Origin of the sequence: Okeania hirsuta, from assembly GCF_003838195.1 — a bacterium.
In the GTDB taxonomy this organism is placed as follows: Bacteria; Cyanobacteriota; Cyanobacteriia; order Cyanobacteriales; family Microcoleaceae; genus Okeania; species Okeania hirsuta.
The window spans coordinates 1-17,357 of sequence record NZ_RCBY01000018.1 but is presented as its reverse complement, the minus strand read 5'-3'; the positions used below and the strand labels follow the sequence as shown (position 1 = coordinate 17,357).

General features: G+C 37.5%; 11 protein-coding genes and 2 pseudogenes. 9 read left to right on the top strand and 4 right to left on the bottom strand.

Features of this window, described 5'->3' with window-relative positions; translation table 11 throughout:
* Positions 1-39: 39 nt before the first annotated feature.
* The 3 genes and pseudogenes from D5R40_RS42435 to D5R40_RS05225 form a co-directional block, all read right to left on the bottom strand.
* Positions 40-1,053: pseudogene (locus tag D5R40_RS42435) on the bottom strand (methyltransferase); the annotation flags it as partial.
* Between the two features lie 299 nt (positions 1,054-1,352).
* Entirely contained in the window at positions 1,353-1,997 is a 645-nt protein-coding gene (locus tag D5R40_RS05230) for a class I SAM-dependent DNA methyltransferase (RefSeq protein WP_124143169.1), read from the bottom strand.
* A gap of 831 nt (positions 1,998-2,828) precedes the next feature.
* Positions 2,829-4,025: a class I SAM-dependent methyltransferase gene (locus tag D5R40_RS05225; RefSeq protein ID WP_124154320.1), complete on the bottom strand. Its 1,197-nt coding sequence runs from the start codon at positions 4,023-4,025 to the stop codon at positions 2,829-2,831.
* 177 nt (positions 4,026-4,202) lie between these two features.
* Between D5R40_RS05225 and D5R40_RS05220 the strand changes: the two genes are divergently transcribed.
* From D5R40_RS05220 to D5R40_RS05185, 9 genes are all read left to right on the top strand, one after another.
* Positions 4,203-5,462, top strand: a complete 1,260-nt coding sequence (locus tag D5R40_RS05220) for a DUF262 domain-containing protein (protein ID WP_124154319.1) — start codon at positions 4,203-4,205, stop codon at positions 5,460-5,462.
* 1,093 nt (positions 5,463-6,555) lie between these two features.
* On the top strand, positions 6,556-9,297 hold the full coding sequence (locus tag D5R40_RS05215) for a phycobilisome rod-core linker polypeptide (protein WP_124143171.1): 2,742 nt from the start codon (positions 6,556-6,558) through the stop codon (positions 9,295-9,297).
* Positions 9,298-10,572: 1,275 nt separating this feature from the next.
* A complete protein-coding gene (locus D5R40_RS05210) occupies positions 10,573-10,893 on the top strand; it encodes a 2Fe-2S iron-sulfur cluster-binding protein (RefSeq protein WP_124143172.1) in 321 nt (106 codons plus the stop codon).
* 226 nt (positions 10,894-11,119) lie between these two features.
* Positions 11,120-11,314 carry a DUF8621 family protein gene (locus D5R40_RS05205; RefSeq protein WP_124143173.1) on the top strand — a complete coding sequence of 65 codons (195 nt, stop codon included), beginning with the start codon at positions 11,120-11,122 and terminating at the stop codon, positions 11,312-11,314.
* Between the two features lie 165 nt (positions 11,315-11,479).
* Positions 11,480-12,547, top strand: a complete 1,068-nt coding sequence (locus D5R40_RS05200) for a DUF3326 domain-containing protein (RefSeq protein WP_124154318.1) — start codon at positions 11,480-11,482, stop codon at positions 12,545-12,547.
* Positions 12,531-12,710 (top strand): hypothetical protein, encoded by a 180-nt coding sequence (locus tag D5R40_RS05195; protein WP_124143175.1) that lies wholly within the window; start codon positions 12,531-12,533, stop codon positions 12,708-12,710. The genes D5R40_RS05200 and D5R40_RS05195 overlap by 17 nt, the downstream gene beginning before the upstream one ends.
* A gap of 725 nt (positions 12,711-13,435) precedes the next feature.
* A complete protein-coding gene (locus D5R40_RS05190) occupies positions 13,436-14,014 on the top strand; it encodes a CPBP family intramembrane glutamic endopeptidase (RefSeq protein ID WP_124143176.1) in 579 nt (192 codons plus the stop codon).
* Positions 14,015-14,023: 9 nt separating this feature from the next.
* Complete coding sequence (locus tag D5R40_RS36985) at positions 14,024-14,191, top strand: hypothetical protein (RefSeq protein WP_192901035.1); 168 nt, start codon at positions 14,024-14,026, stop codon at positions 14,189-14,191.
* Between the two features lie 544 nt (positions 14,192-14,735).
* A complete protein-coding gene (locus D5R40_RS05185; RefSeq protein WP_124154317.1) occupies positions 14,736-16,412 on the top strand; it encodes a M14 family metallopeptidase in 1,677 nt (558 codons plus the stop codon).
* Between the two features lie 565 nt (positions 16,413-16,977).
* Here D5R40_RS05185 and D5R40_RS05180 read toward each other — a convergent pair.
* Positions 16,978-17,268, bottom strand: a pseudogene (locus D5R40_RS05180) (IS1 family transposase); the annotation flags it as partial.
* Between the last annotated feature and the right edge of the window lie 89 nt (positions 17,269-17,357).

The window sequence follows — 17,357 nt, the reverse complement described above, 5'->3', positions numbered from 1 at the left end:
ACTAACCGTTTCCGATGTCGCCTTTGCCAACAGTCGTTTGTGGAAGTGATTCAAGAGCAGAAGGTTACGAACATCCCCAATAAAAATAGAGCCATGGGAACAAAGCAATGGAATTAACTGTTTAATGACATTTTCCAAATAATCAATACTTGGGAAATATTGCACCACTGAATTCAGAATGATGGCATCGAAAGTTCCAGACTTCAGACTCGGTAGATTGTGGGCAGAACGATGGTGTAACTCTACCTTGGAGCCTAACTCTGAATTCTGGTTTAGCTGTTTTTGGATATAGGATATGGCTGCCTGAGAAATATCGGTTCCCACATAACGTCTGATATCTTGAGCAAGAGCAAAAAGCAGGATACCAGTTCCACAGCCAACTTCTAGCACCTGGGTGGGATTCAGTGATCGAATGCGCTCTAGGGTATTTTGACCCCATTCCCGCATTTCGGCTTCAGGCATCGGTTTACCAGTGAAGCTATTGTTGTAGCCACTGTAATTAAAGGTTGGATCGTAAACTGCCGATTCATCGCTGTGTGCTTTAGTCCAAACCTGTTCCCAAAGTGCAACCATGTCGGGTGTAGTGTGCAACTGAGGAACTACATAAGCTACCAATCTGGAGTCATCGGATCCATAGGATTTAACCGTAACTAGGGATTGCTGTACACCTTCAGATTCGTCAATATGGGCTTCGATTTCACCCGTTTCAATGCGAAATCCATTCACCTTCACTTGATGATCGATGCGACCCAGGAAATGTAATTGTCCAGACTCATCAATGCGACCCATATCACCAGTGCGATAAATGCGTTCGCCTGCGATTTCTGAATCCACAAACTTTTCTGCATTCAACTGGTGGCGGTCTTTATAACCCAAGGCTAAACCTTTGCCACCAATACCGATCTCGTTATTATCCAGAATGTAGATGCGAGTGTTGTGAATTGGGACTCCAATTGAGATTTTTGCATCTGTAATTGGAGCTAGGGTTGACCAAATTGTGGTTTCGGTTGGACCAAACATATTCCAAATTTCAGCACATTTGCCAATCATTCGTTTGGCTAATGCGGAATGTAGACATGGATGAGTCCTTTAGAAATTCTTTAGAATCAATGCAATGTAGTTAGGGTTTGCTGAAAAAGTCTTTTAGTAGGGGCAGGAGACAGGAGACAGAAGAAATGGAAATGAGCGAGGAGGTAGGAGTAAGAATTGTCCCTTAATTTTTCTGCCCAAATCTTGACCAAAATCCGCTCCTAAATTGAACCATTACCACTTAAAACCTCGCACTTTTTGATACTTAAAAAGGCTAAAACCTTTATCTATAAAAACTTTTAGATTTAATCAGCAAGCCCTAGTTATTGAGTCACTTGATAAGCAAGGTAATAAACAAGAATTTTCTGGGCATATTCTGAATGTCCAGGAAGGTAAGCCATTGGCTGAGAGATGTATTTTTGCTGCCATAACCCTTGGGATTCCATAGAGTTATATTCTGTTCCGTGACCCCCGTCTTCAAATAAATCAACCCGCTGTGAAAAGATCACCCATCCCCCAGGACGGGTGACACGGCAAAATTCTTGTAAAGGGAAGTGATTTGGAAAATAGGTAAGAACTCCAATACAGTATGTAGCATCAAAGGTGTTGTCTGGCCATGAAAGCGGTTCCTGCAGGTTGGCTTTCACTAATTCACGATATACCTGGCGCTGAACCGCCTTATCCAGTGATTTTTGGGAGATGTCAACACCTATGATATTGGTAAAACCCTGATTGTAGAGAAATTCTCCAGTAAGGCCAGTACCACAACCAGCATCTAGAATCAAGTCTTCAAGTGAGAAAAACTGCTTGGCTAGCTCAACACCAATTCGAGGGCCTTCATACGCCCATTGCTTGATGAGATCGTCATAATCATCGGCTAAAAAGTCATAATCGGCCTCGACTTTTGAAGCATTTACAGGAGGTTTATGTGCCCAAGCAGAACTAATACTCTGAGGTTCTTGACTCATAGTTTTATCAATTTAGGTTAATTTTGAAAAAAAAAGTTTAAGTGATACCTAAAATTAGACATCACTTAGGTATGACTTACCTAAGAATCATTTATATTTTTTTATATTCTCTGTTGGGCATTGTTCAATAATTGATAATTAGGGTTTGCTGAAAAAGTCTTATGGGCAAGGGTAGGAGACAGGAGACAACTCACCCCTCGCCCCTCCCCCTCCGGTGGAGGGGAAGACAGGAGAAATGGGAATTAATTAGGAGGTAGGAGGAAGAATAACCAAGGGATTATTCTGCGCAACTATGAGCCTAAAATGCGCTCTTTTTTGAACCATTATGACCATTAAGCTTGGACTTTTTTTAACTAAAAAATGCGCTCAACCTTTATATTTCAGTGCTTTTAGATTTAATCAGCAAACCCTAATTACCTCTCCCTAAAAGCTATCCCTTACCCATAAGTCTTGAAACCCTTGTGGGGAGGAGGAGAGCAGCGGTGCGACCCCGCGTCGGCGACAGACCCAAGGGAACGCGCACCAAGAGAGGGAGCAGGGGAGAAAGGAGAAAAAATCATAGTAGCTAAGTAAAACTACTGAAGTTGTCAAAAAAAAGTCTTTTTACATACATTTTTTCTCCCGAAAAACCTGAACCAAGACTTATGCATAACTCGTCTATTTTGTCAAGTTTTCTGCTAAGTTAAAGATGTGGGTAAAGCATAGCCCTAAAAGGAAGAGGATTGAATAAAAGGAAAATTTTTTCTCTCTTGGTCGATTGGATATGGCGAGGAGACCTCGCCATCCCTCGACCGCTTGTTTCTCCTTTAAAGAAGAGGCATTTTACCTTAATTATTCGGTAAGTAGAATCAAAAGTCTGGACTGAAGCGATCGCACAATTTCTAATTCCACTGGTATATTAGCTAATATTTCTCCTACTGTGGATGGGGATTGACTGTTTGAGTTAGTATCACAAGCTTGTAGAAATTCATATTCTTTCCTTGACAAATTTACCAATTTATATTCACCATCAAATATATTCTCGCTCGGCCATCCCTGAATACAAGGACTTAATTTAGGTATTGCTGCTAATAGAAGGCGATCGTCAGACCAATCAATTCTGGGCAAGGGTGGCCTACCTAAGAAAAATTCGTAATGACTAATCTGAGGGTCTAATAATTCAATTAAACGATAACGTTCTTGCTCGTCCAAACCAACAACTCTGTCGAGCAACTCGGAAGATTTTCCGATCAGTCTGTCTATATTCCAGTATTCACGATTAGAAAATCCCAGAAACTCTAAACCAGATGCTTCTATCAATTCAAACAGAGTATCAATATTATAATCAATCTCTTGGGGATGGACATACATATCTGCAAAACACTCATCTCTTTTATTCTCAAAAGCCCATCTTTCTTGTTCATATTTGACAAGACGGTTATTCTCTGGTAGAGAAGCAAAAAGTTGACGTCCGATTTTTACTCCATCTTTATAGTTACGACCTTTATTACCTTGAAGGATGGCGATCGCCTGTTGCATGAGTCTAATTTCCCAGCGACCCAACTCTGCATAAACAAAGATGTGCATAATTCCACCAGGAGCTAACTTCAAAGTAAGATTTTGAATACCTTTAATTGGATCGGGTAAATGGTGCAGTACTCCTACACAATTAATAAAGTCAAACTCTCCTTCTATTTGGCCTACATCATATATGCTGAGATGATGAAATTCTACTCGTGAAGCTCCCGAACGACTACACCGTTCCTTGGCCACTTGTAAAGCACCACTACTCAAATCAATTCCAACCACAGATGCTTGAGGATTAAGATGAACCAAATAATCTGTACTAGAACCAGTACCACAACCTGCATCTAAAATTTTAATATTTTGTTTTTGGGGTGTTTGACCAGTGCAAAAACTGTAAGCTACTGGCCAACTCCAGCGCCAGTTGTATCCAGGAGGTGCTTCATCTACTAAAGGGTCTGGTGGAAATGGAAAAGTATCGTACAGTCCCTCTACAGCAGCACTGATATCTAATTTATCCTTCATTTTGTTTTGGGTTTAATAGTTACTAAATATATTTGCTAAAAATTATAGTGCTATATATGTAATTTCTTAAATCGATAAATTTGCAAATTGTTGTTAGTGTTGCTGTGTTAATTTGGGAAAAGGTTATTACAAAGATACAATAATTGTGTCAATTCCTAATATAAAGTTATAAATAATATGACAAATTCTTTTTCACCTCTAGTACAGGATCAGACAAAATCTCAAAGCGAAAGTATAGAGACTATTTTGAGCAGATTGAAGAATAAAAGGGTGTATATTCCCGATTATCAAAGAGATTCTGAACAGTGGGATGCTCGTAAACAATCTCTCTTTATAGAATCTTTATTAAATAATCTCACAATACCAGCTTTCTTTTTTTGTGAAGATGAAAACCGTAACTATGAAGTAGTCGATGGTCAACAACGTCTTAGCACTATCTTGAAATTTTATAATAATGATTTGACGATGACTGATGATGCAAAAACTTCTTATATAGCACCTCAAGCAACATATTATAGTGGTCAGAAATATGAAGGTTTAGATATAAAGCTGCAAAACATATTTCTGGATTATCCTTTAACTATTATTTATCTTCCCAGAGACTTAAGCCTAGAAACAAAATTGGAAATATTCAGAAGAATAAATGAAGGTGGTACTCCTCTTTCTGGTCAAGACATTAGGTTAGCTTACTATAGTGAATCTAAATCAGTTACTTTTATTCGATTAGTAGGTATTCACAAATATCCTACTCCTGTAAATGATGAGGATAGTGAAAATGATGAAGGTAATCATAAGCCGTTTCAAAGAATGCTTGACCTAGCTGAAAAACAAGGTATAAATCCTCCTTGGAATAGTTTTAATGATGCTAGAGAAAAGTGGTATCAATGGTGGAAAGGAAAAGAGATCGCAAAAGGTCAAACACCATCTTTAATGTTTTTATGGTATCTCATTTGTCTTGAACGAGATAAGCTAGATAGTTTATTAAAGAATAATATGTCACATCTTAAAATTCGATTTGGGGGGTTGACAGAAAATGCTTTAGATATTTACTGCGCGCAACTTAAACACCAAGATTTAAATGAAAATGAAACTCTAATTTCTTCTTTTAGTGAGATTGAAAATCGCTACTTTGGAGAATTTGCTAAATGGATGAATATGATTTTAAGAGAAAAATCGCAAGGAATTAGTGTTGATAAATATAAACAGTTAGCTTTGTTTATTGCTGGTGCAGTTGAGTTAGGTATATCGCCAGAAGAATTATCTGATGAACAATGGAACTTGAGCAGCAAGTTCATCAGAAGTCCTAGAAAAACTGGTAAAGAGTTATTGGGTGATGATAGATATCCAGAATCAAAGGGGCGCTGGAATGGAGTCAAAGGGCAAAAACAACAGTTTGATGCAGCAGTTGAAATTGTCAGAAATATTTTCCAAAAGTAGAATTTTTATGAGAGAAATTCCTGAAAGTTTTTAGAAGGATATGTTTGCCCGATTTGCAAAAGGTTATTTCGAGTTTCTAAAGGTTTCAAAGAACTTAAGGCTGACTATATTTATCCTTTCAGCATAAGGTTGCGTAGAATAATATATTTATCAGAGTTGACTGTAAATCGAGATAGACAAGTTGATAAATTTCATAATTCTGTGGCACTTAACACCTAAGACCTAATACCTAATTCTGTGCAGCCTCACATAAAATTGGTATTTAAGATAGCGCTTTTGTCTAAATTCGATTAAAAAAGATTGATATAACTTTTGGCAATTAAATATTGACTTTTGACTTATGCCATCGGAGCAACAGTTACTTAACAAAAATTATTATTTTTTCTAAGATAAATGACCATAAATCTATAAAATAAAATTCTGTAAGGTTTTTAACAAACGCGGGTAATTAGCCTAAGATATTTTACCTTTGAAACAAAGTAAGGAAAAGCTAGAACATAAAAATAGCAAAAATACCTGCTTTCTTTTGCCTCAATATTTCTATCGGGTTAGTGTTACAAAACCTCAGGTTAAATAACCAAGCCAAGATTGGAAATAAAGTAGGTACATTGAGCTAGGCAATACTTAATATAAATTCAGCCTAGTTTTTAAAGATTTTCTGTTAGAATATCTGCAAAAAATAAAATTTTAATGCTGATGTTAAGACGAATCTAAACGGAAAATTTTGATGTAAAGCTACAATAGTTTATCTGTGGAAATTCAGCAAGTATGGTGTTAATAAAAATAACTATGCTTTCAACAATAATCCAGAGGTAAGCAGATAAAATAGCTAAAATAAGACATAAACTTTGAGGTGGGGTATCGCCTTAAGTATCAATTAAGTTGCTGATGGAAGTCAATAAAACACAGGTAGTAAAAAATATTTTATACTCTGTGAAAACCAGCTTTTACAGTAGGAAAAATTTTCATTGCAACTTCATAAAAACCCATACTTACTCTCTAGAGAAAATGTCTGGGAAATGTCATAAAAATTCAAGCTAACAGTCTGAATAGAAGCTGTAAAAACTTCAAAATAGGGAGCAATAATAATCGAATGACTGTCAAAGCAAGTGGTGGAAGCTCAGTTGCACGTCCGCAACTATATCAAACTGTACCAGTATCAACTATTTCTCAAGCGGAACAACAAGACCGCTTTTTAGGAAAAGGAGAACTAGATGAACTAGCAACTTTTTTTAGTTCAGGAGCAAAACGTTTAGAAATTGCTCAGATACTGACTAATAATTCAGAAAGAATTGTTTCTGTTGCTGCCAATACTATTTTTACTGGTGGTTCGCCTTTAGCCTTTTTAGAAAAGCCAGATGAAGAAGAAATGGCCATGAGTGCTGTTACGGCTGCAACAACATCAGTTTCTGAAGGCATGAAGCTAGGTACTGTTACTTATGTAGAGAACAAGAAAGGAAACAACCCATTGCAGGGTATACGCTCGCTGTTCACTAATTTAGGAGCTAGTAGTGCTGGCCCTGTACCTGCCGGTTTTAGGCCAATTAGTGTGTCTCGGTATGGTCCAGTTAATATGACCAAATCCTTGCGGGATTTATCTTGGTTCTTACGCTATATTACTTACGCTATTGTGGCGGGAGACCCTAATATTATCTCAGTCAACGTTCGTGGTTTAAGAGAAATCATTGAGAATGCCTGTTCCTCTGCAGCTACAATTGTAGCTATCCAACAGATGCGACAAGCTTCGATTAGATATTTTCAAGACCAGGAAGCAAGGGAAATTGTTGCGCAATACTTTGATGTCCTTTTAACTGAATTCCGTGGCTCAACACCCTCTAATAAGCAACGCCGGGGTCAAAGTTCAGACCAACAAGGTTTAGCACTACCACAAATTTACTTTAATGCTGCTGAAAAGCGACAAAAATTTGTGATGAAACCTGGTTTGTCTAATTTTGAGAAACAGGATGTCATTAAAGCTGCTTATCGCCAGGTATTTGAGAGGGATATTTTCCGAGCTTATAGTCTGAATATTTCCTACCTGGAATCTCAGGCCAAGAATTGCGAAATCTCCATGAAAGAGTTTATCCGTCGTTTGGGTAAATCTCCTTTGTACCGGAAACAGTTTTATGAGGGTTTTGTCAATAGTCGTGTTGTAGAATTGGCAGCTCGTCACTTTTTGGGTAGGGGTTTGAGTTCGCCCCAAGAGTTCAGCAAATACTTTAACATTGTTACCAAAGGTGGTTTGTCCGCTTTGGTAGATGCCATGGTGGACTCTCAAGAATACTCGGATTATTTTGGCGAAGAGACAGTACCATATCTCCGTGGTCTAGGCCAAGAGGCTCAGGAATGTCGTAACTGGGGACCACAAATCGATCTGTTTAACTTCAGTGCCCCTTTCCGCAAAGTACCTCAATTTGTTACCTTATTTGCTGACTACAATCAGCCCTTGCCAGACCAACACGTTTATGGTAGGGGTAACGATCCATTAGAAATCCAGTTTGGGGCAATCTTCCCGAAAGAAACCCGTAGTCCCAAAAATCGTCCTGCACCTTTTGGCAAAGATACTCGTCGGATTCTAATTCGTCAGGGTGCTGGTATTGATAGCCAAATTAGTAACCCTGGTGCAAGAGCTAAAAATCCTGGTTCTCTTGGTCCAAAGGTTTTCAAACTTGACCAACTGCCTGGAGGTTATGTTAGTAGTGGTTTCAGTAACTCTGGTGGCAGCAACGGTGCTAGCATTAAGTTCTCTGAAAGTTCTACTCAAAAAATTATTACAGCCGCTTATCGTCAGGTATTCGGTCGTGATGTTTACGATGGTCAGCGTCTAAAGAGTGCTGAGAACAAACTAGAAAATGGTGATATCACTATTCGCGAGTTCATTCGTGCTTTAGCGAAGTCTGATACTTTCCGTAATATGTACTGGAGTTCTTTGTATGTGTGCAAAGCTATTGAGTACATTCATCGGCGGTTGTTAGGTCGTCCGACTTATGGACGTAAGGAAATTAATTCTTACTTCGATATTTGTGCCAAGAAGGGTTTCTATGCTCTAGTAGATGCAATCATCGATAGTCAAGAATACAATGAATCTTTTGGAGAAGATACTATTCCTTATGAACGTTATCTAACTCCTGGTGGTTTGTCATTACGAAATACAAGAGTTGGCAGTATTGGTGACAAAAATCTACAAGTTGAGAAAGAAGTTACGCCAAGATTTGTGGAGTTGGGTACTCCTGCCGAAATGCGCACTGAACCTGATATTGAGTTCCGGGTTGGTCAAGGTGTTAACAAGCAACGGGAGCAGTCTAAGGTATTTAAGTTGACAAGTACCCAAGATAAGCAACAGGTGAAATTGATTATTGCTGCTGCTTATCGTCAGATTTTTGAACGCGATATCGATCCTTACATTGTTAAGAGTGAGTTCTCTTCCTTAGAAAGTAAGTTAGGCAATGATGAAATCAACCTCAAGGAATTTATTGAAGGGTTAGGTTGTTCTAAACTTTATGTTAAGGAGTTTTATACACCCTATCCTAATACTAAGGTAATTGAACTTGGTACTAAACATTTCTTAGGACGTGCTCCTCGCAATCAAGTTGAGATTCGTAAGTATAATCAGATTCTGGCAACTTTGGGTATTAAAGGTTTTATCAACGCTATGGTGAATAGTGCTGAGTATATTGAGATGTTTGGGGAGGATACTGTTCCTTATCGTCGCTTCCCGACTCTACCTGCTGCTAATTTCCCGAATACTGAAAAACTGTATAACCAGTTAACTAAGCAAAATGATGATTTGGTTATACCGAGTTTTGAACCTGTAGCTATAGCTGACCGCAGTTAAACCAGTAATTATTTTTCTGAGGTTTTAAATTGCATTTATCCTCTGCTATAGATTTTTTATAGCAGGGGATTTTTTATAGTAGAAGGAAGAGGGAAAAGGGAAGGAAAAAAGGGAAATAATATTAGAGAGGCAGGTAATAATGTACTAAGTCAGATTTGGTGATACGTTAAATTATTCTCTGCTGCCTGTTACTAGCAAGTGCTAAAGTAGCGTATTTATATAAAACCCGATTATATAATACCAATTACCAAAAGTAATGCTATACTTCAACAGTCAAATAGTTACCAAAACAAAGAACAAGCAATAAAAATATCAAAAGCGGTCTGATTTTACTTTGAAATTAATTTTAATCAGGAGATTACAGGTATAGAAGTTGACAGTTTTATGAACTACATAATAGTTTTGATTAAATCAAGTAATTTCATTTTTTTTGCGTTGAATTATGTCTAGCTACTTAAGTTATTTTTTTTAATCCTGCAAGGTTTTTTTATAGTATAGCAGAATCAAAAAAGAAGAAGGAAAAAGGAAGAAGGAAAAATATTGCTTTGTCTAATACCAAATTCAAAAAAGGCAGTTACATCTTAATTTGTGATTTATTCCTAAAAGAAAAAATTATAAATTCTATAAATTCTAAAATTTCCACTTTTTTTCCTCTTTAATATTTATGTTTTTCTTTCTCTGTTCCCTGTTCCCTGTTCCCTGTGTCTTCACTGTAACAATATTTTATCATTTTCTTTGTGGGTTTAATACCCCACCGTCTACACGGTGTTCAAAATTACTTGGGGTGAGAATCCCCATGTAATTTTCCTCCTGTCTCCTGTCTCCTGTCTCCTGTCTCCTTCTTCAAGAAATTGGTATAAGTTTTAAGCTTTTGATATGTCAGCACCCTTTCTTTCCACTGTTGTATATTTCTAGCATGGCTATTTAAATTTGTCTTGAAGTAAAGCTAAAAAATAAAAAATCATAATAAATCAAAGAGGATTTTGAAATTTATTTTCTAGATAAAATTACTTTTAGATTTTCTTGAATTAGTAATACCTGCTGTTAATAAAAATGTCATTTGAATAAAAAATAATTAAAAGAGAAAAATTATTTTTATCTCAGATAAATGATTTTTGAATATTGAAAAATTTTGTAACTATTCGGATTGTAAAATTTTGTAACTATTCGGAGAATTAGCGTTGCCCTCAATCTCTAAAAGGGCTAATATACATAGGATTTCATAAAATCAAGGAGCCTAAATTCCTCTCTGGAATTAAATCTACAAATTACAATATGTCAAAGACTTATACTGTTGAAATTCAACACCAGGGACAAACTCACACTATTCAGGTGCCAGATGATAAAAAAATATTAGAGGTTGCTGAGGAAGCTGAACTAGGTTTGCCTAATTCTTGCAACGCAGGGGTTTGTACAACCTGTGCAGCAAAAATTATTGGAGAGGGTACTGTAGATCAAGCTGATGGTATGGGAGTTGGTCCAGAACTCCAAGCAGAGGGTTATGTCTTATTATGTGTTGCCTATCCTCGGTCTAATTTAAAGATAGAAACTGGAAAGGAAGATGAGGTTTACGATCGCCAATTTGGTTCTTCATAAATAGCTTCAAAATGAATGAAAAGGAAGACTTGAAAATTAATAATTAATAATTAATAATTACCTCTCCTAGAAAAGAAAAGGTAAAAGGAAAAATTTTTCTTCTCTTGGTCGAAACGACCGCTTTTTTATCCTTTAAAGGAGAGGCTTTAAAGCTTAATTATTCGGTAAATAAAGTTTATTTCGTAAACTAATTAACTTAAAATTGTACAGATAACTGATAACTGAAATGACTACTCATTTTATTAATGCTGAAATTGACCTGCAAGAATCACCAAATAAACTCAATCAAGAAATTGAAAAAGAGTTAGAAAGGCGTGGCGAACCTCTACGTTGGGCAGTAACAAAGATAGATACAGAAAAACAAACAGCTCATGTAGAAGCTGTTGTAATTGAATCAGAAAGTTTAAGCACTAATGCTTAATTAGTTATTCATGCTTTTTGATTGATAATTGTTGAGTGTAGGGTTGGGTTTATCTAAGATAATACCTAACCTAAAATTATTTTTAATAGAGTTTAAAAATTAGCTTTCCTGCTGAAATTATTGAATCAAAAACTTGTTAAAACTTTTGAACTTACTTTTTGACTTTTGACCTTCGACTTAAAACCTTATACAGTAGTCTTAATTATTCCCACTGGTATCGGTGCATCTATTGGTGGTTATGCTGGTGATGCTTTACCAGTGGCACGAGCGATCGCGCAAACTTGCGACCTCCTAATTACTCACCCCAATGTTCTGAATGGGGCACAACTCTATTGGCCATTATCTAATGCTCTCTATGTAGAAGGCTATGCCCTTGACAAATTTGCTCAGGGATGGTATGGATTAAAACCTGTACATCAAAACCGAGTCGGTTTAATCCTTGACCAAGGCATTGAACCAGAATTGCAACTGCGCCATTTACAAGCCGCGGATGCGACTAGAGCAACTTTAGGGCTAAATCTCACAGATTATATAATTACAGATGCTCCACTAGAAGTACAATTACAAAAATCTGATTCTGGAGCATCCTGGGGCACAATAGCTAATTCAGATAGTTTGCTACGAGCAGCAGAAACTCTAATTCACAAAGCTAAAGCAGAAGCGATCGCTGTTGTTGCCAGATTTCCCGATGATGAAGGTAGTACAGGATTACAATTATATCGCCATGGACAAGGAGTTGACCCTTTAGCTGGTGCAGAAGCAGTTATTAGTCATCTGATTGTCAAAACTTTTCAGGTTCCCTGTGCTCATGCTCCTGCTTTATTACCTCTACCTTTAGACCCTAACTTATCGCCTCAGTCTGCTGCGGAAGAAATTGGTTACACATTTTTACCTTGTGTATTAGTGGGGTTGAGTCGAGCGCCACAATTAGTAAATACAAAAGATAGTCCCCTACTCCCTAATACTATTTTGGCAAAACAAGTAGATGCTGTAGTTGTACCTGCTACTGCTTGTGGTGGTAGTGCAGTAATGAGTTTCAGTCAAACTCCAGCGCAAATTATTGCTGTTAGAGAAAATCAAACTCAAATGCAAGCTTCACCAGAAAGTTTGGGGATAAAAGCATTAGAGGTTAATTCATATTTGGAGGCGTTGGGGGTATTGGTTGCTCATCGGTCTGGCATTAATCCAGAAGCTTTAAGGCCAGAAATATTACCAATTGCTAAAATTCAGTAGTACAGTAGTCGAAGCAAAGGTTAGGACATATAAACCCACATTCCGCACCACAAAATGTATTATAATAGAAGAAGGAGTCAGGAGACAACCCACCCCTAACCCCTCCTGTGTAGGGGAAGACAGGAGTCAGAATTTAGGAGAAAATCATAGCTATCGTGATTGAGTACATAATCAAGCAAGTATTTATGCTTAATTGTTTACTCGGAATTTGATCAACGAAAAAAGTAATTGAGATGATTTGCATAGTATAAATAGGGTTTGCTGAAAAAGTCTTTTAGTAGGGGTAGGAGGCAACTCACCCCTAACCCCTCCTGTGTAGGGGAAGACAGGAGAAATGGGAATGAGCGAGGAGGTAGGAGTAACAATTGTCAATTTGGGATTTTTCTGTCCAACTATGAGCCTAAAATACGAGCCATGCATGAGCATGAACAGCTGAAAAATTTGCACTGCAATTCGACCCCAAAAAGGCACTTGTCTTTATATGTCAATGCTTTTAGATTTAATCAGCAAGCTCTAAATACCTACCAAGCCACGGTTTTTTTATACTACTTTTAATGTTGCAAAATGAAGTGCGGAATGTGGGATAAAAAGCTGACAGCAGTTTTCTAGTGGATGAGGTACATCTTGGGAGTAGTGGTGCGACCCCGCGTCGGCAACAAACGCAAGGGAATGCTGACTCCTGTGAGGGAACGCGCACCAAGAGAGGGAGTAGGAAAGAGGGGATAGAGATTAATATTGAACTGTACCTCACTATCTTAAAAAGTGCGGTCAAACTCAGACAAGGCAAGGTTTTTCCTTCTTCCTTCTTTCTTCTTCCTTCTTTCTTCTGCTATACCATCCTGTACAATAGTTAAATATAAAATCCAAACTTAATTTGATGGCGGACAAGTGACAGAGCAAATTCCTGAAAATCCAGAAATCGAGCCTCTAACTCGTACTCAAGTATTGGTGGCAATGGGGGTAACAGCATTGGTATTACTGGCAATCTCTAAAACCTGCTTGCTACTTGGTGTTAATTTATTACCTGTGAGTTGGAATCCAAGAGCATTATTGTGGGGAGTAGCGATCGCTTTAGGTATTACTATCGCCAGTTCCTTAGTTTATCGCATTTGGCCTACCTACCGTCGTAGTGCAGATCAATATCTTAAATTAGTTGTGACTCCTTTGTTATGGCCCGATTTAATCTGGTTGGGGTTACTACCAGGATTGAGTGAAGAATTGTTATTTCGAGGTGTAATTTTGTCTGCCTTGGGATTGGATACAGTGGCATTAGTTGCTTCAAGTATTTTCTTTGGTGTTTTACATTTGAGTGGTAAGCAACAATGGCCTTATATGATTTGGGCAATAATAGTTGGAATGGTGTTGGGATATAGTGCTTTAGCAACAGATAATTTATTAATACCAATTATTGCGCACATTTTGACAAATTTGATTTCTAGTAGTATGTGGAAGTGGGAACATAATTAGGGTTTGCTTATGGAAAGTCTTTTTGCTGGGGTAGGAGACAGGAGACAGGAGACAGGAGACAGGAGACAGGAGACAGGAGACAGGAAAAATGGGAATGAGCGAGGAGGTAGGAGTAACAATTGTCAGAGTGGTTTTTCGGCTTTTGCTTCGGTGAAAATCCTCACTTTTTTAACTTAAGCTACCGAAAAGCTCATACTTTTTCAAGACATAAAAAGCCTAAAACCAATATCAGTCAATGGTTTTATATTTAATCAGCAAGCCCTAATTACAAATAGAGATCTTCACAAAAGAGGGAGTAGGGATTCAAGAATTTAGAATTTAGAATTTAGAATTAAGAGTTTAGAATTACCTCTTCTTATAAATAAGAAGATTGAATAAAAGGATTTTTTTTCTTCTCTTGGTCGATTGGATATGGCGAGGAGACCCGTTCTTGCAGACCCGCTCCGAAGATCGCCATCCCATCCTACGGAATGCTCCACAAACGACCGCTTTTTCTCCATGAATGGAGAGGCTTGATACCTGAATTTTTCGGTAAGGGAAAATAATTGATAATTTATGTGAGATAATTGATTTTATTTTTTATTATTGGACATTTCTAATAGTCACAAAGAGTTTAATAATTATGGTTAAAACTGATAATGTTAGTCTCCAGTTTGGCTGGATAATTCTAACAAATACTAATTCTAATTTAATTACATATATAGAGACTTAATAATTTAAAATGACAGAATCAGGGTTTGATTTTAGCCACTACTATACATATCAAGAAGTGGTGAATTTTTTGTATCAAATGAGTGAAAGTAATCCCCATTTGATTAAGTTAGAAGTTATTGGTAAAAGCTATGGTGGATTAGATATTTTCTTAGCTACTGTTACTAATCAAAATACAGGAAAAGCAAAAGAAAAACCTGGATATTGGATTGATGCTAATATTCATGCTGGAGAAGTTACAGGTTCTGCTGTTGCTCTATATATTATTTATCATCTACTAAATAATTATGCTAGGGAACCTCAAATTACTCGTTTATTAGATAACTACACAGTTTATGTATTACCTCGTATTGCTGTTGATGGAGCAGAACAATATTTAACAACTCCCCAAAGATTGCGATCGAGTATTCGTCATTATCCATATCCTGAAGAACGCGACGGACTTCACTGGGAAGATGTAAATGGGGATGGGTTAATTTTGCAGATGCGACTCAAAGATGATTGTGGAGCGTGGAAAATTTCGCCAGAAGACTCTAGAATAATGGTGCGTCGCGAACCCGATGAATTTGGAGGCACTTACTACACTATTCTGCCAGAGGGAATTATCAAAAACTATAATGGTTATGATATTAAAATTGCTCCTGCACTGGAAGGAATGGATTTTAATCGCAACTATCCTTATAAGTGGCAACCGGAGGGAAAACAAAAAGGTGCTGGAGATTTTCCTTTTTCTGAACCGGAAACTCGTGCTGTAGCAGAATTTTGGCGGAAGCATTCTAATATTAATGGTTTTATTAGTTATCATACCTTTTCTGCGGTAATTTTACGTCCTTATAGCATTTACCCAGACGACCGTTTGCCTGTGGAGGATTTGGAAATTTACAAGTTGATTGGGGAAAAGGGTACTGAAATTACTGGTTATGAATGTGTTTCGGTTTATCATAACTTTTGCTATCCTGCTAATCGGAAGACTTATGGTGCAATGGATGATTATTGTTATGAGCGCTTTGGTTGGTTTGGTTTTATTATAGAACTTTGGGATGCACCTACCGCAGCGGGAGTTAAGAAGGAAGATTATGTTAAGTGGTTACGACACCATCCTGTTTCAGACGATCTGAAATTGATGCAGTGGAATGATGAAAAATTGGGTGGGAAGGGTTTTATTGACTGGCAACCGTTTGAACATCCGCAACTGGGTACTTTAGAAATTGGTGGATGGAATCATAAGAAGGTTTGGCAAAATGCTCCTGTGGAATATTTACCAAAGTTGTGTGAGCAACATTGTCAGTTTGCTATTTCTCATGCTTTGATGTCACCTCGTTTGGCAGTGAGTCAGATGGTAGTTGAGCATCAGGGTGGTGATATTTATTTGGTAGTGGTGCAGTTGGAAAATCAGGGATTTTTGCCTACTTATACCAGTGAAAAAGCTAGGGAAGGAAAAAGTGTTCGACCTATAGAGGTTATGTTGACTTTGCCTGAAAGTGTAATGTTGCTTAGTGGGAAGCAGTTACAGGAAATAGGTCATTTAGAGGGGCGATCGAATAAAGCGTTTGCTAATTCTGCTCGAGGTAATGATTATCGTTGTCATGTTGAGTGGGTAGTTAAAGGTTTTGCTGGTTGTGAAATTGAAATTACGGCGTGGGGGCAACGTGCGGGTGTGGTGAAAACTGTGATTACTTTAAAATAATGGCGTTGCTGAAAATCGTGTATGGTATTAATCTTAATTAGATATCTCCAGAAAAGAGGGAGTAGGCAGCTTTGCTGTAGGCAGTAGGGAGAAAGAATTGATATATCTAGTGTGAGAATTGATTTTATTTTGGATTTTTACCAGATGTCTATTCTTTAGGAGTCAACCCATCCCTAACCCCTCCCAGGAGGGGGAGTCAGGAGAACCGAGTCAGGAGAGAAGAAATAAGAAGAAAGAGTAGTATCAGAGAAAGTTTTGGTAGTCCTGTATATGTAGTGATCAAATGGTGGTCAGGCGATATAGCTGCCGCTAGGATCCGCCAACGCTTCATTATAATTATCAATGAAATACCAAATAACTCCTAAATGGTTTTATAGCTTTTTAGAAAAGGATAAACTCTTTCTGACCAACCGAGAAATTCTTTGACGCCAAGTATTATAGCAATGAGCGCTGGTATATTTACAAATTGCAGGAGTGGCCAAATAGCTAAAAATCTTATATTATCGGCAATTTATTCCCCCAGATGAGCTGTTGCCTGTTGCCTGTTGCCTGCGCACAGCGCTATATTTAATCTTTCTATATAAGCTGTTAAACCTGTTTCTTTCCCCACTGATTTATGTCTTAAATCAGGAAAAACAAGATCGTAAGCTGACCAAAAATCTGTATAACAAACTGCACAGTGTCTATAGATACCTGGTCATGAATTCCACAATCCTAATGCCCCTTTTTCTCCTCTTTCCCCTAAGTAAAAACCCACAATTTCTTTACTGTCTATATCCATAGCTAACCAGAGCCATTGTTTGTGATTTTTATTACCTACAAATGACCACATTTCATCAAATTGGATAGTGAGTTTATATCATGTCCGTTGGTATCGTTTGTGTAAAAGTTAGCGTGGATATCTACAGGAAATTTAAGTTTTTTTCTTGCTCAATTGCCTTCCTG